At 61.0% G+C, this 21,194-nt stretch carries 23 protein-coding genes; 19 read left to right on the top strand and 4 right to left on the bottom strand.

Annotated features, from left to right (window positions below; translation table 11 throughout):
* The first annotated feature begins 56 nt into the window (after positions 1-56).
* From hslV to YA0848_RS05400, 7 genes are all read left to right on the top strand, one after another.
* Entirely contained in the window at positions 57-587 is a 531-nt protein-coding gene (gene hslV / locus YA0848_RS05430) for an ATP-dependent protease subunit HslV (protein WP_003171209.1), read from the top strand.
* Between the two features lie 38 nt (positions 588-625).
* Positions 626-1,963 (top strand): ATP-dependent protease ATPase subunit HslU, encoded by a 1,338-nt coding sequence (gene hslU / locus YA0848_RS05425; protein ID WP_034095502.1) that lies wholly within the window; start codon positions 626-628, stop codon positions 1,961-1,963.
* An 85-nt stretch (positions 1,964-2,048) separates the two neighbouring features.
* Positions 2,049-2,426, top strand: coding sequence for a gamma-butyrobetaine hydroxylase-like domain-containing protein (locus tag YA0848_RS05420; RefSeq protein ID WP_169902967.1), 378 nt, complete (start codon positions 2,049-2,051; stop codon positions 2,424-2,426).
* 249 nt (positions 2,427-2,675) lie between these two features.
* Entirely contained in the window at positions 2,676-4,355 is a 1,680-nt protein-coding gene (gene phaC, locus YA0848_RS05415) for a class II poly(R)-hydroxyalkanoic acid synthase (RefSeq protein WP_169902969.1), read from the top strand.
* Between the two features lie 149 nt (positions 4,356-4,504).
* Positions 4,505-5,350, top strand: coding sequence for a poly(3-hydroxyalkanoate) depolymerase (gene phaZ / locus YA0848_RS05410; protein WP_034095499.1), 846 nt, complete (start codon positions 4,505-4,507; stop codon positions 5,348-5,350).
* A gap of 88 nt (positions 5,351-5,438) precedes the next feature.
* Positions 5,439-7,121: a class II poly(R)-hydroxyalkanoic acid synthase gene (gene phaC / locus YA0848_RS05405; protein ID WP_047881445.1), complete on the top strand. Its 1,683-nt coding sequence runs from the start codon at positions 5,439-5,441 to the stop codon at positions 7,119-7,121.
* 27 nt (positions 7,122-7,148) lie between these two features.
* A complete protein-coding gene (locus YA0848_RS05400; protein WP_034095497.1) occupies positions 7,149-7,769 on the top strand; it encodes a TetR/AcrR family transcriptional regulator in 621 nt (206 codons plus the stop codon).
* 16 nt (positions 7,770-7,785) lie between these two features.
* Here YA0848_RS05400 and YA0848_RS05395 read toward each other — a convergent pair whose 3' ends face one another.
* Positions 7,786-8,481, bottom strand: coding sequence for a response regulator (locus YA0848_RS05395; protein ID WP_371263971.1), 696 nt, complete (start codon positions 8,479-8,481; stop codon positions 7,786-7,788).
* Positions 8,482-8,799: 318 nt separating this feature from the next.
* Between YA0848_RS05395 and YA0848_RS05390 the strand changes: the two genes are divergently transcribed.
* From YA0848_RS05390 to YA0848_RS05365, 6 genes are all read left to right on the top strand, one after another.
* Positions 8,800-9,378: a fimbrial protein gene (locus YA0848_RS05390; protein WP_034095495.1), complete on the top strand. Its 579-nt coding sequence runs from the start codon at positions 8,800-8,802 to the stop codon at positions 9,376-9,378.
* Positions 9,379-9,382: 4 nt separating this feature from the next.
* A complete protein-coding gene (locus tag YA0848_RS05385) occupies positions 9,383-10,159 on the top strand; it encodes a fimbrial biogenesis chaperone (RefSeq protein ID WP_034095494.1) in 777 nt (258 codons plus the stop codon).
* 6 nt (positions 10,160-10,165) lie between these two features.
* Positions 10,166-10,921, top strand: a complete 756-nt coding sequence (locus YA0848_RS05380) for a fimbrial biogenesis chaperone (protein WP_034095493.1) — start codon at positions 10,166-10,168, stop codon at positions 10,919-10,921.
* Positions 10,922-10,972: 51 nt separating this feature from the next.
* Positions 10,973-13,567 carry a fimbria/pilus outer membrane usher protein gene (locus tag YA0848_RS05375; protein WP_169902973.1) on the top strand — a complete coding sequence of 865 codons (2,595 nt, stop codon included), beginning with the start codon at positions 10,973-10,975 and terminating at the stop codon, positions 13,565-13,567.
* Between the two features lie 76 nt (positions 13,568-13,643).
* Positions 13,644-14,582 (top strand): fimbrial protein, encoded by a 939-nt coding sequence (locus tag YA0848_RS05370; protein WP_232925038.1) that lies wholly within the window; start codon positions 13,644-13,646, stop codon positions 14,580-14,582.
* 18 nt (positions 14,583-14,600) lie between these two features.
* Positions 14,601-15,128, top strand: coding sequence for a fimbrial protein (locus tag YA0848_RS05365; protein WP_169902975.1), 528 nt, complete (start codon positions 14,601-14,603; stop codon positions 15,126-15,128).
* Between the two features lie 88 nt (positions 15,129-15,216).
* On the opposite strand, the gene YA0848_RS05360 is transcribed toward YA0848_RS05365, so the two are convergent.
* From YA0848_RS05360 to YA0848_RS05350, 3 genes are all read right to left on the bottom strand, one after another.
* Positions 15,217-16,146, bottom strand: coding sequence for a phasin family protein (locus YA0848_RS05360; RefSeq protein WP_034111412.1), 930 nt, complete (start codon positions 16,144-16,146; stop codon positions 15,217-15,219).
* Between the two features lie 12 nt (positions 16,147-16,158).
* Positions 16,159-16,581 (bottom strand): phasin family protein, encoded by a 423-nt coding sequence (locus tag YA0848_RS05355; protein WP_034095488.1) that lies wholly within the window; start codon positions 16,579-16,581, stop codon positions 16,159-16,161.
* Between the two features lie 104 nt (positions 16,582-16,685).
* Entirely contained in the window at positions 16,686-16,961 is a 276-nt protein-coding gene (locus tag YA0848_RS05350) for a polyhydroxyalkanoic acid system family protein (protein WP_034095487.1), read from the bottom strand.
* Positions 16,962-17,119: 158 nt separating this feature from the next.
* On the opposite strand from YA0848_RS05350, the gene ubiE reads away from it, so the two are divergent.
* The 6 genes from ubiE to YA0848_RS05320 are packed head-to-tail and all read left to right on the top strand — an operon-like array spanning position 17,120 to position 21,188.
* Positions 17,120-17,890 carry a bifunctional demethylmenaquinone methyltransferase/2-methoxy-6-polyprenyl-1,4-benzoquinol methylase UbiE gene (gene ubiE / locus YA0848_RS05345; RefSeq protein WP_034095486.1) on the top strand — a complete coding sequence of 257 codons (771 nt, stop codon included), beginning with the start codon at positions 17,120-17,122 and terminating at the stop codon, positions 17,888-17,890.
* On the top strand, positions 17,890-18,513 hold the full coding sequence (locus YA0848_RS05340) for a ubiquinone biosynthesis accessory factor UbiJ (RefSeq protein WP_034095485.1): 624 nt from the start codon (positions 17,890-17,892) through the stop codon (positions 18,511-18,513). The genes ubiE and YA0848_RS05340 overlap by 1 nt, the downstream gene beginning before the upstream one ends.
* The gene (ubiB, locus tag YA0848_RS05335; RefSeq protein WP_034095484.1) at positions 18,510-20,114 is read left to right on the top strand and encodes a ubiquinone biosynthesis regulatory protein kinase UbiB; all 1,605 of its coding nucleotides are present in this window, start codon (positions 18,510-18,512) and stop codon (positions 20,112-20,114) included. Before YA0848_RS05340 ends, ubiB begins: the two co-directional genes overlap by 4 nt.
* 41 nt (positions 20,115-20,155) lie before the next feature.
* On the top strand, positions 20,156-20,548 hold the full coding sequence (gene hisI / locus YA0848_RS05330) for a phosphoribosyl-AMP cyclohydrolase (protein WP_034095483.1): 393 nt from the start codon (positions 20,156-20,158) through the stop codon (positions 20,546-20,548).
* A 2-nt stretch (positions 20,549-20,550) separates the two neighbouring features.
* Positions 20,551-20,883 (top strand): phosphoribosyl-ATP diphosphatase, encoded by a 333-nt coding sequence (locus tag YA0848_RS05325; RefSeq protein ID WP_003209299.1) that lies wholly within the window; start codon positions 20,551-20,553, stop codon positions 20,881-20,883.
* Positions 20,884-20,909: 26 nt separating this feature from the next.
* Positions 20,910-21,188 (top strand): twin-arginine translocase TatA/TatE family subunit, encoded by a 279-nt coding sequence (locus tag YA0848_RS05320; RefSeq protein ID WP_017738835.1) that lies wholly within the window; start codon positions 20,910-20,912, stop codon positions 21,186-21,188.
* Positions 21,189-21,194 lie beyond the last annotated feature (6 nt).

The raw sequence follows: 21,194 nt of genomic DNA, 5'->3' as shown, positions 1-21,194 counted from the left end.
CCCCCATATGAGTTTCCATCAGGGCATTTTCGCCCCGCTGCGTGGAGACTCTCCCCTTGACCACCATCGTTTCAGTACGTCGCCACGGCAAAGTCGTCATGGGCGGCGACGGCCAGGTTTCCCTGGGTAATACCGTGATGAAAGGCAACGCGAAAAAAGTGCGTCGCCTATACCACGGCCAGGTCCTCGCCGGTTTCGCCGGTGCCACTGCCGATGCATTTACCCTCTTTGAACGTTTCGAAGGCCAACTGGAAAAACACCAGGGCCACCTCGTGCGTGCCGCCGTCGAGCTGGCTAAAGAATGGCGCACCGACCGCTCCCTCAGCCGCCTGGAAGCCATGCTGGCCGTCGCCAACAAAGACGCCTCCTTGATCATCACCGGTAATGGCGATGTGGTTGAGCCCGAACATGGCCTGATTGCCATGGGCTCCGGCGGCGGCTACGCCCAGGCCGCAGCCAGTGCGCTGCTGAAGAAAACCGACCTGTCGGCGCGGGAAATCGTCGAGACCGCCCTGGGTATCGCCGGCGATATCTGCGTGTTCACCAACCACAACCAGACCATTGAGGAGCAGGACCTCGCCGAGTAAGCCGCAGGCTTATTCGCGCTTGAGGGCCGCCACACATTATGTCCATGACTCCCCGTGAAATCGTCCATGAACTCAACCGCCATATCATCGGCCAGGACGATGCCAAACGCGCCGTTGCCATCGCGCTGCGTAACCGCTGGCGCCGCATGCAACTGCCAGAAGAACTGCGCGTTGAAGTAACGCCCAAGAACATTCTGATGATCGGCCCGACCGGCGTGGGTAAAACCGAAATCGCCCGGCGCCTGGCCAAACTGGCCAATGCCCCGTTCATCAAGGTCGAAGCCACCAAGTTCACCGAAGTGGGCTATGTCGGCCGTGACGTCGAGTCGATCATTCGCGATCTGGCCGACGCTGCGCTGAAGATGCTGCGCGAACAGGAAATGACCAAGGTCAGCCACCGTGCCGAAGACGCCGCCGAGGAACGTATCCTCGACGCCCTGCTGCCACCGGCGCGCATGGGCTTCAACGAAGACGCCGCACAGGCTTCGGATTCCAACACGCGCCAACTGTTCCGCAAGCGCCTGCGCGAAGGCCAGTTGGACGACAAGGAAATCGAAATCGAAGTGGCCGAAGTGTCCGGCGTCGACATCTCCGCGCCGCCTGGCATGGAAGAAATGACCAGCCAGTTGCAGAACCTGTTCGCCAACATGGGCAAGGGCAAGAAGAAAAGCCGCAAGCTCAAGGTCAAGGAAGCGCTCAAGCTGGTGCGCGACGAAGAAGCCGGACGCCTGGTGAATGAGGAAGAACTCAAGGCCAAGGCCCTCGAAGCGGTCGAGCAGCACGGCATTGTGTTTATCGACGAGATCGACAAGGTGGCCAAGCGCGGTAACTCCGGCGGCGTCGATGTCTCCCGTGAAGGCGTGCAGCGCGACCTGCTGCCACTGATCGAAGGCTGCACCGTCAACACCAAGCTGGGCATGGTCAAGACCGACCATATCCTGTTCATTGCTTCCGGTGCATTCCACCTGAGCAAGCCAAGCGATCTGGTGCCGGAGCTGCAGGGCCGTTTGCCGATTCGCGTGGAACTCAAGGCGCTGACACCGGGCGACTTCGAACGCATCCTCAGCGAGCCGCATGCCTCGCTCACCGAGCAATACCGTGAGCTGCTGAAAACCGAAGGGCTGGGTATCGAGTTCCAGGCGGACGGCATCAAGCGCCTGGCGGAAATCGCCTGGCAGGTCAACGAGAAGACCGAGAACATCGGTGCCCGTCGCCTGCACACGCTGCTAGAACGCCTGCTTGAGGAAGTGTCCTTCAGCGCCGGCGACATGGCCGGTGCGCAGAATGGCGAAGCAATCAAGATCGATGCCGACTACGTCAACAGCCACTTGGGCGAATTGGCGCAGAACGAAGACTTGTCGCGGTATATCCTGTAAGCCTCACACAGAACTGCGTGCTTCAAATATGGGAGGGGCTTGCCCCTCCCATATTTTTAAGCCGGTTTATTCAGGAGTACCTCATATGGCCAAGTTTCCTACTGCTATAAACCTGCACAAAACCTCCAACACCCTCGGCCTCACTTACGGGCCTGATGAGGTCTACCAGCTGCCCGCCGAGTTCCTGCGGGTGCACTCGCCTTCCGCCGAGGTCCAGGGCCACGGCAAACCCATCCTGCAATTCGGCAAGCTGAACGTTCGGCTGACCAAGATCGAGCCGGCCGGCCAATACGCACTGAAATTGACCTTCGACGACGGTCATGACAGCGGGCTATTCACCTGGGACTACCTCTACCAACTGGCCGTGCGTCAGGAAACGTTGTGGGCCGACTACCTCGCCGAACTCAAGGCCGCCGGTAAAACCCGCGACCCGAGTGAGTCGGTCGTACGCCTGATGCTCTAAGTCAGGCGTCTTGCTCTTTAGAGAGCATTTTCTAATTTCATCTGCTTGAATGCCCTGTCGCGTGGCCAATGATTGGCCTGCTTGCGAAAAAAATTAAACTCGGGTAACCAATGGAACTGGCAAGTTCCCTGCATTTGACGATGCGGTATCAACGGTCACCCGAGTCGCAGTACCTGGCTTGTGTTGTGTATCGAAACTTGGTGCGCAGCGGTACCCGGTACTCGTCTTTCGGACAATGGAGCGTCGTAGATGAGTAACAAGAACAACGATGACTTGAAACGCCAGGCCTCGGAGAACACCCTGGGGTTGAACCCGATCATCGCGTTACGCAAAAAGGATTTATTGGCCTCGGCGAAGATGGTGCTGACCCAAGCCATCAAGCAACCGTTGCACAGCGTCAAGCATGTCGCCCATTTCGGGGTGGAACTGAAAAACGTCATGTTCGGCAAATCGGCGCTGGGGCCGGAAAGCGATGACCGTCGCTTTCACGACCCGGCCTGGAGCCAGAACCCGCTCTACAAACGTTACCTGCAAACCTACCTGGCGTGGCGCAAGGAACTGCACGACTGGATCGGCGACAGTAACCTGTCGGAACAGGACATCAGCCGCGGCCACTTCGTGATCAATCTGATGACCGAAGCCATGGCCCCCACCAACAGCGCGGCCAACCCGGCGGCGGTCAAACGCTTCTTCGAAACCGGCGGCAAAAGCCTGCTCGATGGCCTGTCCCACCTGGCCAAGGACATGGTGCACAACGGCGGCATGCCGAGCCAGGTCAACATGGGCGCCTTTGAAGTGGGCAAGAGCCTGGGCACCTCCGAAGGCGCGGTGGTGTTTCGCAACGATGTGCTGGAGTTGATCCAGTACAAGCCGATCACCGAACAAGTGCATGAACGCCCTCTGCTGGTGGTGCCGCCGCAGATCAACAAATTCTATGTATTCGACTTGAGCCCGGATAAAAGCCTGGCGCGTTTCTGCCTGCGCAACGGCCAGCAAACGTTCATCATCAGTTGGCGCAACCCGACCAAGGCCCAGCGCGAGTGGGGCCTGTCGACCTATATCGAGGCGCTCAAGGAAGCGGTCGATGTGGTCACCGCGATCACCGGCAGCAAAGACATCAATATGCTCGGCGCCTGCTCCGGTGGTATCACCTGCACGGCGCTGCTGGGCCATTACGCGGCGCTGGGCGAGAAAAAGGTCAACGCCCTGACCCTGATGGTGAGCGTGCTCGACACCACCCTCGACACCCAGGTGGCGCTGTTCGTCGACGAGCAGACGCTGGAAGCGGCCAAGCGCCACTCCTACCAGGCCGGGGTATTGGAAGGTCGCGACATGGCCAAGGTGTTCGCCTGGATGCGTCCCAATGACCTGATCTGGAACTACTGGGTCAACAACTACCTGCTGGGCAACGAACCGCCGGTTTTCGACATCCTGTTCTGGAACAACGACACCACGCGTTTACCCGCGGCATTCCATGGCGACCTGATCGAACTGTTCAAGAACAACCCGCTGGTTCGCCCCAACGCTCTGGAAGTGTGCGGCACGCCGATCGACCTCAAGCAAGTGACCGCCGATATCTATGCCCTGGCCGGCACCAACGACCACATCACCCCCTGGCAGTCCTGCTACAAGTCGGCCCAGTTGTTTGGCGGTAACGTGGAGTTCGTGTTGTCCAGCAGCGGGCATATCCAGAGCATCCTCAACCCGCCGGGCAACCCCAAGGCGCGCTACCAGACCAGCGACGGCTTGGCGAGCACGGCCCTGCAATGGCAGGAAAACGCCACCAAGCACACCGATTCCTGGTGGCTACACTGGCAAGCGTGGCAGGCCGAGCGGGCGGGCAAATTGAAGAAGGCGCCGACGCTATTAGGCAATAAAACCTACGCAGCAGCAGAAGCAGCCCCGGGGACTTACGTACACGAACGCTGAATTGAAATGGGGTCACACGTGGGAGGGGGCTTGCCCCCGATGACCGTGTGTCGGTCATCTGATCCATTGGCTGATCAATTGCAATCGGGGGCAAGCCCCCTCCCACATTCGGCCTGCATTCCAACCGTCACATCTCACAGGGCTTGAGCATGGCGCAACCGTTCATCTTCCGTACCATCGACCTGGATGGCCAGACCATCCGCACGGCGGTACGTCCGGGCAAGCCTCACTTGACGCCGTTGCTGATCTTCAACGGCATCGGCGCCAACCTGGAGCTGGTGTTTCCGTTCGTGCAGGCTCTGGACCCGGACCTGGAGGTCATTGCTTTCGACGTACCGGGAGTGGGCGGTTCCTCGACGCCCAGCCGGCCGTACCGCTTCCCTGGCCTGGCCAAGCTCACCGCGCGCATGCTTGATTACCTGGACTACGGCCAGGTGAATGCCGTCGGCGTGTCCTGGGGCGGCGCGCTGGCGCAGCAGTTCGCCTATGACTACCCGGAGCGCTGCAAGAAGCTGATCCTGGCGGCGACGGCGGCGGGCGCGGTGATGGTGCCGGGCAAGCCGAAAGTGCTGTGGCTGATGGCGAGCCCGCGCCGCTATATCCAGCCGTCCCATGTGGTACGCATTGCACCGATGATCTACGGCGGCTCGTTCCGTCGCGATTCGAAGCTGGCCGCCGAACATGCCAGCAAAGTGCGTTCGGCCGGCAAGCTCGGCTACTACTGGCAGTTGTTCGCGGGACTGGGCTGGACCAGCATCCATTGGCTGCACAAGATCCGCCAACCCACCCTGGTATTGGCCGGCGACGATGACCCGCTGATCCCGCTGGTCAATATGCGCATGCTCGCCTGGCGCATCCCCAACGCGCAGTTGCACATCATCGATGATGGCCACTTGTTTTTGATCACCCGGGCCGAGGCCGTGGCGCCGATCATCATGAAATTCCTGGAGGAGGAACGCCTGCGCGCAGTGATTCACCCACGCCCCGCGGTGTAAGGACCACACCGCCGCGCAACTTGCCAGGAACCGACTATGGTTCTGAATTGGCGTGCCTGTTGATGGCTAGACGAAGGAGTGTTGGCTCATGCGAGAAAGACCCGTGACGAACCCGGCGCCCACCCCCGCCGCGTTCATCAATGCGCAAAATGCGATCACCGGCCTGAGGGGCCGCGACCTGCTGTCGACCCTGCGCAGCGTGGCCGCCCACGGTTTGCGTAACCCGGTGCATACCGCCCGTCACGCCCTGGCCCTGGGTGGGCAACTGGGTCGCGTTCTGCTGGGCGAGACCGTGCATGAGCCCAACCCCCGCGACAGCCGTTTCGTCGACCCCACCTGGCAGCTCAACCCACTTTATCGGCGCAGTCTTCAGGCGTATCTGAGCTGGCAGAAACAGACCCGCCACTGGATCGACGACAGCACCCTGAGCGACGACGACCGGGCCCGGGCGCACTTTGCCTTGTCGCTGTTCAACGATGCGGTGTCGCCCTCCAACACCTTGCTCAACCCCTTGGCCGTCAAGGAGCTGCTCAACTCCGGGGGTAATAGCGTGGTGCGCGGGGTGAGCAACCTGTTCGACGATTTGCTGCACAACAATGGCCTGCCGCGCCAAGTGAGCAAACAGGCATTTGAAGTGGGTAAAACCTTGGCCACCACGCCCGGCTCGGTGGTGTTTCGCAACGAGCTGCTGGAGTTGATCCAGTACAAACCCATGAGCGAGAAACAGTACGCCAGGCCGCTGCTCGTGGTGCCGCCGCAAATCAACAAGTACTACATCTTCGACCTGAGCCCGGCCAACAGCTTCGTGCAATACGCGCTCAAAAACGGCCTGCAGACCTTTATTGTCAGTTGGCGCAACCCGGATGTGCGGCATCGCGAGTGGGGCCTGTCCACCTACGTGGCGGCGTTGGAAGAAGCGCTCAACGTGTGCCGGGCCATTACCGGCGCGCGGGAGGTCAACCTGATGGGCGCCTGCGCCGGCGGCCTGACCATCGCCGCGCTGCAAGGCCATCTGCAAGCCAAGCGCCAGTTGCGCCGCATCTCCAGCGCCAGCTACCTGGTGAGCCTGCTGGACAGCCAGATCGACAGCCCCGCCACCCTGTTCGCCGATGAGCAAACGTTGGAAGCGGCCAAACGTCGGTCCTACCAACAAGGTGTGCTGGACGGCCGCGACATGGCCAAGGTGTTTGCCTGGATGCGCCCCAACGACCTGATCTGGAACTACTGGATCAACAATTACCTGCTGGGCAAGGAACCGCCGGCGTTCGACATTCTGTATTGGAACAACGACAACACGCGCCTGCCCGCCGCCTTGCACGGCGACCTGCTGGATTTTTTCAAGCACAACCCACTGAGCCATCCCGGCGGCCTGGAGGTGTGCGGCACGCCGATCGACTTGCAAAAGGTCACGGTGGACAGCTTCAGCGTGGCTGGCATCAACGACCACATCACGCCCTGGGATGCGGTGTATCGCTCCACGCAACTGCTGGGTGGCGAGCGGCGCTTCGTGCTGTCCAACAGTGGGCATATCCAGAGCATCCTCAACCCGCCTGGCAACCCCAAGGCCAATTACGTCGAAAACCCCAAGCTAAGCAGCGACCCGCGCGCCTGGTACTACGACGCCAACCATGTCGAAGGCAGTTGGTGGCCGCAGTGGCTGGCATGGATCCAGCAACGCTCGGGCGTGCAGCGCGAAACCCTGACCGCCCTGGGCAACCAGAATTACCCACCAATGGAAGCGGCGCCGGGCACCTATGTGCGGGTGCGCTGAGCTCAACGATCAGATTAAGAAGACTGGATGAAGACCCGCGACCGTATCCTTGAATGTGCCCTGCAGTTGTTCAACCACAAGGGCGAACCGAACGTGTCGACCATGGAGGTGGCCAATGAAATGGGGATCAGCCCCGGCAACCTCTACTACCACTTCCATGGCAAGGAACCCTTGGTGCTGGGGTTGTTCGAGCGCTTTCAGAATGAACTGGCGCCGTTGCTCGACCCACCGGCCGACGCGCAACTGGAGCCCCAGGACTACTGGCTGTTCCTGCACCTGATCATTGAGCGCATGGCCCACTACCGTTTTCTGTTCCAGGACCTCTCAAACCTGGCCGGGCGCCTGCCCAAGCTGGCCAAGGGCATTCGCAACCTGCTTACGGCGCTCAAGCGCACCCTGGCGTCACTGCTGGCACGCTTGAAGGCGGCCGGGCAGTTGGTCAGCGATACCCAGGCGCTGGGGCAGTTGGTGGAACAGATCACCCTCACCCTGCTGTTTTCCCTGGATTACCAGCGCATTCTCGATCGCGAGGGCGAGGTGCGGGTGGTCGTTTACCAAATTATGATGCTGGTGGCGCCGCATCTGTTGATGCCGGCGCGGCAGGCCACGGAGCGTCTGGCGCTGCGTTATCTGGACGATCACATTTAACGCTGCTCGGTGAGCATCAGCCCAGCGCGCCGAATTGTTGAGTGAACTTGAATAACTCACTGTCGTTCCTGATCCCCAACTTGCGATAAGCCGATTGTTTTTGCGTGCTGATGGTACTGGCGCTGCGCGAGAACTTGGCGGCAATCGAGTTCACCGACATGCCATCCAGAAAACAGCGCAGTACTTCCTGTTCTTTTGGAGTAAGGCAGGCATTCAAGCGTAATGGCGATGCAAAATCCGTGGTGTTTTTTTGGCTGATGGCCTCCCACACCGATTGCGTACCCTGCAATGCCGGCACCATGCAGGGCTGTAAATAAATCCTTCCTTGGGCGACGGTTCGAATGGCGCTGATCAACTCGGTCAAGTTCTGGGTTTTACCGAGGATGCCCCAGCATCCCGCTTTCAACGACAGCGATACCGTCGCAGGCGTGTAGTGGGAACATACAATCAATGGTCGACACTGGCTGAAACGACGGTTCAGCGCCTGCAGCAGGCTGAGCCCATCGATTTCCGCCGGTGCCAGTATGAAGTCCATCACCACGACATCCGCCGATTGCCGCGCAAGGGCGTCCAGCAATTGCCGGCCCGTGGCAAAAGAACCGATCACCTTGATATCGGACGCTCCACTCAGGCCCAGCTCAATACCTTGCCGAACCATTTCGTGGTCATCCAACAACATGACGGTATACGCATGACTAGTTGAAGTAGGCATACAGACACCCGCATAAGTAACGCAACGATCTACACAATCCACCCTTATTACCAGCCCGGTATAGCCCAGGCCTACACAGGGTTCAATATCGCCGCACAACGGATATCGACACGCCCTACAGAAGCCCCTGACGGACATCACTTACAGCAACTTTCACAGCTCGAACAAGACTTGCAAAAAACCATAATTAAAACAGCACCGTTTCGAACTATCTCGAACTAAAAGTCGTGGCTTCGCTATAGAACGCATTAACTTTTAGATACAAATTATCCACATCCACCGAGGCCCCTTATCGATCAATCACCCCCTGGAAATACCATGAACGTCAATATTCTCCCCCCCGTCGCAGCCCTACTGGCATTGGCCGCCGCACTCCCCCACGCTGCGTTCGCGGTCGACGGCGTGATCAATTTCAGCGGGCTGGTCACCGATGTGACCTGCACGGTCGAAGGTGCGGCGCCGGGCAGTGGCGCGGTGGTCAAAGACGTCAACCTGGGTGGCGTCTCGGCAGCGCGCCTGGCCACCGCTGGCAGCCGCGCCAACCTGACCGGTTTTACCATTCGCATTGGCGCGCCCGGAGAAGGCAGTTGCACCAACGGGCGCATCGCCATGGTCGCGTTCGACCCAACCAGCCCCGCCATCGACGTGGCTACCGGACGCCTGAACATCGATGGTCATGACGACCCGGCCGACACCACCAACGCCAAGAATGTGCAGGTCGAAGTCACCAGCCGTAGCGGCTCGCCGATCAATGTCTACAGCGAAAAATCCGAGAGCGTGGTGATCGCCGATAACCAGGCAATCATCCCGCTGGCGGCACAACTGTATGCGAGCGGACCGGCCACCGAGGGCAAGGTCAACACGCGGGTCGGCTTTATGATCGAGTACGCCGAGTAACGCCATGAGCAGCCAAACCCGACGGGTGCTGGTCACCTGGGCCTTCAGTCTGTTGTCGTGGTGGACGTCAGCCGGCCAGGCCGGCGTGATCATCCACGGCACGCGAGTGGTCTACCCGGCCGAACAGCAGGAAGTAGTCGTGCGTCTGGAGAACCGTGGCAACCGCCCGGCGCTGGTGCAAACCTGGCTGGACAGCGGTGATCGACACTCGACGCCGGCCACCGCACTCACGCCGATCAGCGTGTCGCCGCCAATCTTCCGCATCGAGCCGGGCCAGCAACAGGCCCTGCGCCTGCGCTATACCGGCGAGCCGCTGACCGAAGCGCGTGAACGGTTGTTCTGGCTGAATGTACTTGAAGTGCCGCCGCGTGCCGTGGATGCCGCGCAGAACAATCAGATCCAACTGTCGTTCCGCACCCGCCTGCGGGTATTCCTGCGCCCACCGGCTCTGCCCTATCCGGTGGAGCGCGCGGCCTCGAAACTGCAATGGACGCTGGTCCCCCATGAGCGCGGGTTTGCCCTGCAAGTCACCAACCCGACGCCGTATCACGTATCGCTCGGCCCGGTGATGTTGTTCAGCGCCGGCAAGCGCTTCAGCAAGGCACCGAGCCAAGCGGCCGACGACAGCCTGCTGCTGCCCGCCGGCGACGTAAAACGCTTTGTGCTGCCGACCCTGCAGCAGCGTCCGCACGGCGCCGCTCAGGTCGAGTTCACCAGCATCAGCGACTTCGGCGCCCGCGTGCGCCATGTGGCGGGCCTCAGCCACACGTCTGGTGGATGACCGCCCATGTCCACTCTTTCGATTCGACACACCGTGGCAGCCCTGTGCGCCATGGTCGTCGCGCTATCGGCGCAGGCGAGCGTGGTGATCAGCAGCACACGGATTATCTATCCGCAGTCCCACAAGGAAGTCACCGTCAGGCTTGAAAGCAGGAACCAAGTACCGGTGCTGATCCAGACCTGGCTCGACAACGGCGACGAACATTCGACGCCAGAACTGGCCGACATCCCGTTCGTGGTCACGCCGCCGATCTTTCGCATGGAGCCGGGTAAACAGCAGGTCGTACGCGTGGCTTACACCGGCGAGGGGTTGCCGCCAGCGCAGGAGAGCCTGTTTTGGTTCAACGTGCTGGAGGTGCCGGCGCAGGCGCGAGGCGTCCAGCCCAGTAACCAGTTGCAACTGGCGTTTCGCACACGGATCAAGCTGATCCTGCGTCCCCCGGGCCTGCCCCACGGCGCCGAGGCCGCGCCCGCCAAGTTGCAGTGGCGCCGCGTGTCGAGCGCCTACGGCGAGGCGGTGGAAGTGTTCAACCCGACTCCTTACCTGGTGACCTTCGAGCGTGTCGAGGTGCAGGTCGCCGGGCAACGCCATGGGCGCCAAGCCGCTGCCTCCGGGGCCGGCAATATGGTGATGCCCGGCGCTCGCACCCGCTTCGATCTGCCCGACCTCAAAGCGCCGCCTGGAGCTACGGCCAGCGTGGAATTCCAGACGCTGGACGATTTCGGGGTGAAGGTCCTCCACAACGCCAAGGTCGCCCCATGACCCTCCCTATGCCGGGAGCCGAGCAACACCTGTTTTTGGAAACGCTTAACAATGAGTGCGATCACGCCCACCGGCGTCCGCAGTGCGCCCCTGGCACGCCGTGGTTTGAGTCTGACAATGCGTAGCCTGCTGCTGGTGAGCAGCGCCGAGGCGATGGACGCCCACGGCGCCGAGTATGTGGAGTTCAACCCGGCTTTCTTTGCCGATGGCGCGGCAGGCTTGCAGGTCGATATCGCGAAATTCAGCCAGGGCAACGTCGTGTTGCCAGGCACCTACCGTTCAGAGGTGTACCTCAACGGGCAGTGGCTCGGGCGCGAGAGCGTCACGTTTATCGCCGTCCAGGGTCAGCCGTCGGCACAGCTGTGCCTGGAACGTGAGGCGTTGCAACGCTTCGGTATCGAGGTCGACAGTGCCGACCAACAAACACCCGGCCCGCGCAAACCGTTTGACCGTTGCGCCGAGATCGCCAGCTATCTACCCGGCGCCAGCAGCCAGTTCGATATCGGCGAAACGCGCCTGGACCTGCAGATCCCCCAGGTTTACCTGACGCGCCAAGCGCGTGGCTACGTCGACCCCAGGCACTGGGAAAGTGGCGTGGACGCAGCGTTCGTGCGCTACAACGCCAACACCTTTACCACTCGCACCAACGGCCGCTCGCTGGACTCCCACTACATGGGCCTGAACACCGGGCTCAACCTGGGCGATTGGCATTGGCGACATAACGGCAGCTACAGCCACAGCCTCGGCGCCGCTGGCTATCAGAGCAACGCCACCTATGTGCAGCGCGAACTGAGTCGGTGGCGATCACAACTGATGGCCGGTGAAATCCATACCCCCGGCGAACTTTTCGACAGCATTCGCCTGCGCGGCATCAGCCTGTTCAGCGATGACCGGATGCTGCCGGATTCCATGACCGGCTTCGCGCCGGTGGTGCGCGGTATCGCCGAAACCAATGCCCGTGTCAGCGTGCGTCAACGTGGCGTGTTGCTCAGCGAAGTGTCCGTGGCGCCCGGCCCCTTTGTGCTCGACGATTTTTTCCCGACCGGTTACGGCGGCGACCTGAGTGTGACGATCACCGAGGCCGACGGTCGCCAGCGCGCGTTTATCGTGCCGTTCGCCGCCAATGCTCACTTGCTGCGACCGGGCTACCGGCGCTACACGCTAAGTGTCGGCCAGGTGGATGAGCTGGGGCTGCGCCATCCGCCCAAGCTGATGCAGGCCACCTACCAACAGGGTCTGAGCAATCTGCTGACTGGCTACACCGGCGCGATGCTGGGCGAGGACTACCGCGCCCAATTGGCAGGCGCGGCATTCAACACGCCATTGGGCGCATTGTCCGTGGACCTGACACACTCAAGCGCCGACATTCCGAAGCATGGCTCGCGCAGCGGGCACAGCGTGCAACTGCGCTACAGCAAGAATTTCGCCGACAGCGGCACCCACTTCACCCTCGGCGCTTACCGTTACTCCACCTCCGGTTTTCTGACGGCGGGCGATGCCGCGCAACTGCGCGACCATGCCCTGGACGGACGCGACCTGGACAACGTGTCACGCCTGCGCGACAGGATGGATATCAGCCTTAATCAAAGCCTGAGCCACGGCTCGGTGTATGTGACCGGTTCTTCGCAACACTACTGGAACCGTTCAGGGGGCAACCTGACCTTCAGCGCCGGCTACAGCGGCCACTGGAAAAACCTCCACTACACCCTCAGCGTTCAGCGCGGCCGTGATGTGCTGAGTGGTGAGGTCGATCAACAGCTGGATTTGACCCTGAGCCTGCCGCTGGGCAGCGGCACGCATACGCCTACTCTGACCAGCACGGCCTACCGTGGCGACCACAACAGCGGCGAGCGGATCAGCCTGGGCGGTAGTTGGGGCGAGCACAATCAACTGAGCTACGGCCTGAGCACCAGCCGCACCCAGGGCAGCGGCAACACCCAGAGTGCCGATATGAAATACCAGGCCGATTATGGCGTGTTGTCCGCCAGCTATGGCCACAGCGAGGCGTACCGCTCGACATCGCTGGGCATGACCGGCGGCCTGGTTGCGCACGCCGACGGCCTGATCTTCGCCCCGGAGCTGGGCGACACCCTGGGGATCGTCCAGGCACCCGACGCCCAGGGCGCGAGGATCAATGGCAACCACGCCGCCCACGTCGGCAAGGACGGCCAGGCCGTGGTGAGCCACCTCACGCCCTATCGACAGAACGTGGTCGAGCTGGACCCCAAGGACTTGTCCGTGGATGTCGAACTCAAGACCGCAGCGCGCAACGTCGCGCCCCGCGCCGGCTCGGTGGTGAAGCTGCAATTCGAGACGGTCAGCGGCCAAGCCTTGTTGATCACCACACAGCGCGAGGACGGCAGCCCAGTGCCGTTCGGTTCGGATGTATTCGATGAAGACGGCGCCAGTGTCGGGATCGTCGGCCAAGGTGGAAAGGCGTTTGTTCGGGTCTCCCGGGCGCGGGGCAAATTGACCGTCAAGTGGGGTTCAACCGCCACTGCCACTTGCTGGTTTACCTACAACGCCGCCATCGCGGCCACGGCGCAGAACAAGCAGCGCATGCGGCATCTGAACGCTGGCCTGTGCCGGCTCGGTGCCGACCTCGCCGCGCAGCCGCCAGCGGCCGAGCGCGATGCAAGCGGCTGAACGGCATGATCACGCGCCCCTTGATACCCGGCTTCTGATAACGAGGTTGCCCATGACGCACACTGTTAGATGTTGTTTGCTCCTGCTGATAGTCGGGGCGCCGATCACGGTGCTTGCTGAGTGTCGGCTATATCCCAACTCCGAGCACGGCCTGTCCCTGCCGGATACCATCACCGTTCCCGCCAGCCTTCCCGTGGGCAGCCTGATTATCCGGCAGGCTTTCAACGGCATCGCGCCCAGCTTTGAACTCAACTGCCGTACTTCGACCCCCAGGCAGATTATCGGGCGCTTCACCGACTCGGCGATGGTGCCGGGCGCAGGCGTCACGGCGTATCACACCGGTGTGCCAGGGGTCGGCATACGCGTGCTGGTGCGTAATCACAGGGGACTGGTTTACCCCCATCAACTGCACACCTCGCCCCCGTTCAGTCAGAGCAATGCGTTGCCGCTGTACAGCAATGTCAGCGCGGAGGCGTTGTTCTTCAAGACCGGCCCCGTCACCAGCGGCACGCTGACCAGTGGAAGCCTGGTTGAAGATCGTTGGGACGGCGGCAAAGGCCGCTTTCACTTGCTGCTCAATACATCGGTGCGTTTTGTCGCCCCTACGCCTACCTGCAACCTGGACGCCGGTGACGTCAACCGCACGATCCTGTTCGAGCCGGTGCAAGTCCGTGCATTCGACACTCAGACGGTCGTTGGCGGACGGGATTTCGAGTTGACCGCGCAATGCAGCGACGCCATGAACGTCACGTTCCGTTTTTCCGGGGCACCGGCACCGGGCAATGATCGGATCTTCGCCAACACGGGCACCGCCGCAGGCGTTGCGCTCTGGCTGTACTCACGCCTCGGCGGCGGGGTGCAGAACATTCTCGCCAACGGCACCGAAGACACACGCACGCTGGCGGTCTCGGGCAACCGCGCCGTGCTGCCACTCGGTAGCGCTTATCACAAGAACGGCACGGTCACTCAAGGCACCTTCATCAGCACCGTGACCGTACACATCACCTATGACTGACCGATTGAGGATCATGCGATGAACATTCGCGCGCCGGCGGTTTGGCTGGCAATCACTGTGGGCGTGGCCAGCCATGGGGTTCAGGCCGCCACCACGGGGACTTTGACTTTTGTCGGCCAGATCAACGCCGGCACCTGCAACCTGGCGGCCGGCGATGAGAACCGCACCATTACCTTGCCCACCATCAAGGTCTCGGACTTCGATGCGACGGCCAGTACGGGCGCGTTTGATTTCGAGATTTCCGCCGACTGCGAGTCGGATATCAACACTGTGGTTTTTCTGTTCTCCGGCACCCCTTCAACGGGTAACGCCCAACTGTTTTCCAATACCGGGACCTCGGGGGGAACAGCCCTGCAGCTCATACATCGCGGCTCCCCCGCGTATACCATCCCCGCTAACGGCACCGTGGACCAGCGCAGCCGTAGCATCGCAACTGCCGGCAATAAAGCAGTGATGCCGCTGACGGCGGCGTACCACAAAACCGGGGAACCCCTCACCCACGGCAGTCTGGCCAGCGCCGTTACCGTTTCGATCACTTACAACTGATGGCGCTGGCGTTGTTGCCGGTAAAAATCAGCGGGTACAAAAAAACCCGACCTTCGCAGGCCGGGTATTTTTGGATGTCCCGGAAAAATCAGGACTGACTGGAAGGCGTCGGGGTAGCCGGCGTTGCAGTCGGGGTAGCGGCAGCCGGCGTCGGCGCGGAGACCGAGTTGGCTGTAGAGGCGGTGGATGCTGGAGCTGCAGGTTTGGTTGCCGCTGCCGGTTTGGCGGCCGTAGGTTTTTTGGCGGCGGCGGGCTTCTTCGCTGCGGCGGGCTTGGCAGCAGGTTTGGCGGCGGGCTTGGCCGCTGCGGTTTTCGCCGCAGGCTTGGCGGCCGGTTTCGCCGCAGCCTTAGCTGCTGGTTTGGCTGCAGGCTTGGCGGCGGCTTTGGTCGCAGGCTTGGCAGCCGCTTTGGCAGCGACCGGTTTAGCGGCGGCTTTTGCAGCCGGCTTGGCTGCTGCGGTTTTGGCCGCAGGCTTGGCCGCCGCTTTCGCCGGCGCCTTGGCCGCGGTTTTTGCTGCAGGTTTGGCGGCGGCTTTCACCAATGGCTTGGCGGCAGTTTTTGCGGCCGGTTTAGCCGCTGCGGTTTTGGCCGCAGGTTTGGCGGCGGCGGTTTTCACGGGTGCCACTTTAGCGCCGGTGAGTTTTTCGATTTGCTTGGTCAGCGTGTCGACCTTGCTGTGCAACGTCTTCAGCTCCGCTTTGCTGGGTACGCCCAAGCGCGAAATGGCACTGTTGAGGCGCTTGTCGAAGGTCTCTTCCAACTTGCCCCAGGTGTCGGAAATGCTTGCCTTGGCCGAACCTGCACTGGCCTTGGCCGCATCGACTTTCTTGCCAACGGTGGTCTTGGTCAACTTCTCGGCTTTTTCGCCGTCTTTAACCAAGGTCTCGAAGTACTTGCCGCCATCACTGCTGACCTTCGAGTACACGCCTAAACCAGCAAGCCAGATCTTACGGGAGTATTTTTCAACTTCCCCGATCCACGAGCTGCCTTCTTTCTGAGTATTCTTTTTAACAGCCATCCCGTTGTCTCCTTAATGTTTACGCGCGACACGTTCGAGCAATGCCGTCAGCTCTTCGAGCTTAGCAGAGAGTGTCTCCACGTCATGTTTAGACGCAATGCCGATTCGATTCAAGGCACTTGCAACGCGAGTATCAAAAGCTTTTTCAACTTTATCCAGCTGAACTTCTACCCGACCTTTGACCGCAGTGACATTACTCTTTACTTGGTCAATCTGACTGTTGGCGGCATCAAGTTGTTCAACGGCAACTTTTTTGCCTTTACTTTCAATATCTTGACCGCTCTTAACCAGCTCTTTGAAATACTCGCTGCCCTCACTGCCGACCTTCGCATAGGCCCCCAGGCCCGCCAGCCAGATCTTGCGCGCGTAGGATTTAACATCGCTCAGGGCGCGGGTTGGAGTGTCGATTTTTTTCTTCAGGATAACGTTGGCCATGGTGCACCTCACACAGAATAGGGGGGAGGAACGGCCCGCAGGAGTTGTGGGCTTGGGCACAAAGTAGGAGGAAAAATTAGAATCGGCACCCTAACCCTAAGAAGTCAGGCCAAGGCTTTGTCCAGGGCTTTTTCGATTTCGGACTTGAGGGTGCCGCTCATGGCGGACATCAATAGGCCAAGTTCCACATCGATACGCAGCGAATCGTCAGCCACAAGTACGGTGCCTTTAACCCCGGAACGCTTGAGGCTCAAGGTATCGCCAGACCATGACGACTCCAGGCCATATTTTTCCTTGAGTTTGTTCGCCAACTTGTCGGCCTTTGCCCGTGCGCCTTCTTTACCCAGGGAGTGTGCACGCTCAACGGTGATACGGGCCATTGCGATGATTCCTCTTGCAGAGACTTGAAAAATAGAGACTTGCACAACGTGAATGCGGCAAAACGTCTCGGCGCCCTTCTATCTTACCTGCAGCCTTGCCAAGACAAAGCAAGCCTTGGGGATTATCATGTGCCGCATTCTCTTTTGGTGACAGCGATATGACTGATCAGCGCAAAGGCAGCGATGCCGAACCCACCACTCACTTCGGCTTCAAGAACGTCCCGGAAAGCCAGAAAGCGGAAAAAGTCGCTGAGGTGTTCCACTCTGTAGCCGCCAAGTACGACCTGATGAACGATGTGCTTTCCGGCGGCATGCACCGCTTGTGGAAGCGCTTCACCATCGAATTGTCGGGCGTACGCCCCGGCAATCGCGTGCTGGACATCGCCGGCGGCACGGGCGACCTGGCCGCCAAGTTCTCCAAGCTCGTCGGCCCGACTGGCCAGGTGGTGCTGGCGGACATCAACGGTTCGATGCTCAAGGTCGGCCGTGACCGTCTGCTCGACAAAGGCGTGGCCGGCAATATCGAATTCGTCCAGGCCGACGCTGAAAAGCTGCCGTTCCCCGACAACCATTTCGACTGCGTGACCATCGCCTTCGGCCTGCGCAACGTGACCCATAAAGAAGACGCGATCCGCTCGATGCTGCGCGTACTCAAACCGGGTGGCCGCCTGTTGGTGCTGGAGTTCTCCAAGCCGACCAACGCGCTGATGTCCAAGGTCTACGACACCTACTCCTTTGCCTTCATGCCGCTGATGGGCAAGCTGATCACCAATGACGCCGAGAGCTACCGCTACCTGGCCGAATCGATCCGCATGCACCCCGACCAGGAGACCCTGAAGTCGATGATGGTGGAAGCCGGTTTTGACCGTGTGACTTACCACAACATGACCTCGGGCATCGTCGCCCTGCACCGCGGCATCAAGCCCTGATGCTGCTGCAAGGTCTTCTCGCCAGCGTCGAACACGGCCTCAACCGTGTGCTGCGCCTGGACAGCACTGCCCTGGCGCGGCTCGCACACCTTAACGGCAACGTCATCGCCGTCGACTGCCGCAGCCCCGCCTTGCAGCTGTTTATCCTGCCCAGCGATGAAGGCCTGATGCTGGCGACCCAGTGGGCCGCCGACGCCGACTGCACCCTGCGTGCGCCAGCATCGAGCCTGCTGCACCTGGCGCTGAGCCGCAACAAGACCGCCATCCTGCACAGCACCGAAGTTGAGCTGGAAGGCGACAGCGCGGTGCTGATGGACCTGGCCGCCGTGCTGCAGGATCTGGAACTGGACTGGGAATACGAACTCTCGCGCTGGATCGGCCCCGTCGCCACCCAGTTGATCAGCGGTCACGTGCGCAGCCGCACGCGCTGGTACCAGCAGGGATTCGCCAGCCTTAACCAGAACCTCGCCGAATACCTGAGCGAAGAATCGCGCACTCTGGTCGGGCAACGGGAAGCGCAAGCGCGCTTTCGTGAACTCGACAAGGCCAAACTCGACCTGGAACGCCTTGAGGCGCGCTTCGAGCGCCTGAGCCGTTCCCTTGATCCAAGCGATAACGCATGAAGCTGCTCGCCGTCCGCCGTTTGTTCCGTATCCAGCGCGTCGTAATCCGCTACCGTCTCGATGACCTGCTGTTCGCCCTGCCCTTGCCATGGTTCCTGCTGGCGGTGCGCTATGTACTGCCGTGGCGCTGGCTGCCCCGCAAACGGCTGGAGCTCAGCCGCGGTGCGCGCCTGCGCCTGGCATTGCAGGACCTGGGGCCGATCTTCATCAAGTTCGGGCAAATTCTCTCCACCCGCCGCGACCTGCTGCCCGAAGACATCGCCGACGAACTGATGCTGTTGCAGGACCGCGTGCCGCCCTTCGACTCCCAACAGTCGATGGCGCTGATCGAAGAGCAACTGGGCAAAAAGATCAGCGAGGTGTTCAGGCGCTTCGACGTCGAGCCCCTGGCCTCGGCCTCCGTGGCGCAAGTGCACGCCGCGCAACTCAAGACCGGCGAAGAAGTGGTGGTGAAGGTGATTCGCCCGGGCCTCAAGCCGATCATCGGCCAGGACCTGGCATGGCTGTTTATCCTCGCTCGCGCCGCCGAGCGTTTCAGCGCCGATGCACGCTTGCTGCACCCGGTGGACGTGGTCGCCGACTACGAAAAAACCATCTACGACGAACTCGATCTGCTGCGTGAAGCGGCCAACGCCAGCCAATTGCGGCGCAACTTCGAAGGCTCGCAACTGCTGTATGTGCCGCAAGTGTATTGGGACTGGTGCCGCCCTAAAGTGCTGGTGATGGAGCGCATCTATGGCGTGCAGGTCACCGACCTGGCCACCCTGGCCGACCAGCGCACCGACATGAAGATGCTCGCCGAACGCGGCGTGGAGATTTTCTTCACCCAGGTGTTCCGCGACAGTTTCTTCCACGCCGACATGCACCCGGGCAATATCTTCGTCAGCACCGTCAACCCGTGGAGCCCGCAGTACATCGCGATCGACTGCGGCATCGTCGGCAGCCTCACTCCGGAAGACCAGGATTACCTGGCGCGCAACCTGTTCGCCTTCTTCAAGCGCGACTACCGCCGCGTGGCGCAATTGCACATCGATTCGGGCTGGGTGCCGGCGGAGACCAAGCTCAATGAATTCGAAGCGGCGATCCGTACCGTGTGCGAGCCGATCTTTGAAAAACCATTAAAAGATATTTCATTTGGCCAGGTACTGATGCGCCTGTTCCAGACCGCGCGGCGCTTCAATATGGAAGTGCAGCCGCAGTTGGTCCTGCTGCAAAAAACCCTGCTCAACATCGAAGGCCTGGGCCGCCAGCTGTACCCGGACCTCGACCTGTGGAATACCGCGCAGCCGTTCCTGGAACGTTGGATGCGCGAGCGCATGAGTCCAAAGACCATGCTGGGCAACCTGCACAGCCAGTTCGAACAGCTGCCGCACCTGGCCAATATGACCCGTGACCTGCTTGAGCGCATGTCCCAACCCCACGCCAAAGACCCCGCGCCACCGTGGCAAAAACGCAAGGACGACTGGTTCCTGCGCTTATTGGGCGCGGCGCATCTGGTGGGTGGCGTGATGCTGGCGATCGGCGGGCCGCTAAACCAATTGGGCCATTGGCCGGCCGGGATCATGGTCGCCGTGGGTGTTTATCTGATTGTGCGGCGATAGCCGATCCAGTTATACACTGTTGCAAATTGCCGGAGCCGAACATGAAAGACTGGCTGGACGAAATCAAATGGGACAGTGACGGCCTTGTGCCAGCCATTGCTCAGGACTATAAGACCGGGCGCGTGCTGATGATGGCCTGGATGAACCGCGAGGCCCTGAGCCTCACCGCCGCTGAGCAGCGCGCCATCTACTGGTCACGTTCGCGTGGCAAACTGTGGCGCAAGGGCGAAGAGTCCGGGCATGTGCAGACCCTGCACGAGCTGCGTCTGGATTGCGATGGGGATGTCATCATCCTGAAAGTCGAGCAGATCGGCGGCATTGCCTGCCACACCGGCCGTCACAGCTGCTTCTATCGCGTGTTCGAGGACGGCGAGTGGAAAGTGGTCGAACCGGTGCTTAAAGACCCGCACGCCATTTACTCCGCAGGACACTGAACATGAGCGATACCCTGAACCGTGTGGCCCAGGTGCTGGAGGACCGCAAAGGTGCGGACGCCGACAGCTCCTACGTAGCCAGCCTGTACCACAAGGGCTTGAACAAGATCCTGGAGAAGCTCGGCGAAGAATCGGTCGAGACTATCATTGCCGCCAAGGACGCCCAGATCAGTGGCGACTGCAGCGATGTGATCTACGAGACCGCCGACCTGTGGTTCCACAGCCTGGTCATGCTCGCCCAACTGGGGCAGCATCCGCAGGCCGTGCTGGATGAACTGGACCGTCGCTTCGGCCTGTCCGGGCACGCCGAAAAGGCCTCGCGCCCGTCCGCTTGAATAACGTTGATTAGAGGATTTGCAGCATGGGCATTTTTGACTGGAAACACTGGATCGTCATTCTGGTGGTAGTGGTGCTGGTGTTCGGCACCAAGAAACTGAAAAACCTCGGCACCGACGTGGGCGAGTCGATCAAGGGCTTTCGCAAGGCCATGAACGACGACGAAAAACCCGCCGACCCTGCGGCCAATCCGGTGCCACCGGCCCAGCCTGTGCACCCCCAGGCCGCCCAGCCGATCACCGAGCGTCGCACCTTCGACGTGCAGGCTGAAAAAGTCGAAGAGCCGACCCGCAAAGACTCGTGAGCACTG

It is taken from the genome of Pseudomonas sp. S4_EA_1b, assembly GCF_016307435.1.
Taxonomy (GTDB): Bacteria; Pseudomonadota; Gammaproteobacteria; order Pseudomonadales; family Pseudomonadaceae; genus Aquipseudomonas; species Aquipseudomonas rhodesiae.
This window is presented reverse-complemented; position numbering and strand designations above follow the sequence as displayed.

Coding starts and splice junctions, on each gene's coding strand:
- YA0848_RS05385 (WP_034095494.1), top strand. CDS start 9,383: ATGAGCAGCCAAACCCGACGGGTGCTGGTCACCTGGGCCTTCAGTCTG.
- YA0848_RS05350 (WP_034095487.1), bottom strand. CDS start 16,961: ATGGCCCGTATCACCGTTGAGCGTGCACACTCCCTGGGTAAAGAAGGC.
- hslU (WP_034095502.1), top strand. CDS start 626: ATGTCCATGACTCCCCGTGAAATCGTCCATGAACTCAACCGCCATATC.
- phaC (WP_169902969.1), top strand. CDS start 2,676: ATGAGTAACAAGAACAACGATGACTTGAAACGCCAGGCCTCGGAGAAC.
- YA0848_RS05340 (WP_034095485.1), top strand. CDS start 17,890: ATGCTGCTGCAAGGTCTTCTCGCCAGCGTCGAACACGGCCTCAACCGT.
- YA0848_RS05325 (WP_003209299.1), top strand. CDS start 20,551: ATGAGCGATACCCTGAACCGTGTGGCCCAGGTGCTGGAGGACCGCAAA.
- hisI (WP_034095483.1), top strand. CDS start 20,156: ATGAAAGACTGGCTGGACGAAATCAAATGGGACAGTGACGGCCTTGTG.
- YA0848_RS05360 (WP_034111412.1), bottom strand. CDS start 16,146: ATGGCTGTTAAAAAGAATACTCAGAAAGAAGGCAGCTCGTGGATCGGG.
- YA0848_RS05390 (WP_034095495.1), top strand. CDS start 8,800: ATGAACGTCAATATTCTCCCCCCCGTCGCAGCCCTACTGGCATTGGCC.
- YA0848_RS05395 (WP_371263971.1), bottom strand. CDS start 8,481: ATGCCTACTTCAACTAGTCATGCGTATACCGTCATGTTGTTGGATGAC.
- YA0848_RS05355 (WP_034095488.1), bottom strand. CDS start 16,581: ATGGCCAACGTTATCCTGAAGAAAAAAATCGACACTCCAACCCGCGCC.
- phaC (WP_047881445.1), top strand. CDS start 5,439: ATGCGAGAAAGACCCGTGACGAACCCGGCGCCCACCCCCGCCGCGTTC.
- YA0848_RS05380 (WP_034095493.1), top strand. CDS start 10,166: ATGTCCACTCTTTCGATTCGACACACCGTGGCAGCCCTGTGCGCCATG.
- YA0848_RS05375 (WP_169902973.1), top strand. CDS start 10,973: ATGAGTGCGATCACGCCCACCGGCGTCCGCAGTGCGCCCCTGGCACGC.
- YA0848_RS05320 (WP_017738835.1), top strand. CDS start 20,910: ATGGGCATTTTTGACTGGAAACACTGGATCGTCATTCTGGTGGTAGTG.
- phaZ (WP_034095499.1), top strand. CDS start 4,505: ATGGCGCAACCGTTCATCTTCCGTACCATCGACCTGGATGGCCAGACC.
- YA0848_RS05365 (WP_169902975.1), top strand. CDS start 14,601: ATGAACATTCGCGCGCCGGCGGTTTGGCTGGCAATCACTGTGGGCGTG.
- ubiE (WP_034095486.1), top strand. CDS start 17,120: ATGACTGATCAGCGCAAAGGCAGCGATGCCGAACCCACCACTCACTTC.
- YA0848_RS05420 (WP_169902967.1), top strand. CDS start 2,049: ATGGCCAAGTTTCCTACTGCTATAAACCTGCACAAAACCTCCAACACC.
- ubiB (WP_034095484.1), top strand. CDS start 18,510: ATGAAGCTGCTCGCCGTCCGCCGTTTGTTCCGTATCCAGCGCGTCGTA.
- YA0848_RS05400 (WP_034095497.1), top strand. CDS start 7,149: ATGAAGACCCGCGACCGTATCCTTGAATGTGCCCTGCAGTTGTTCAAC.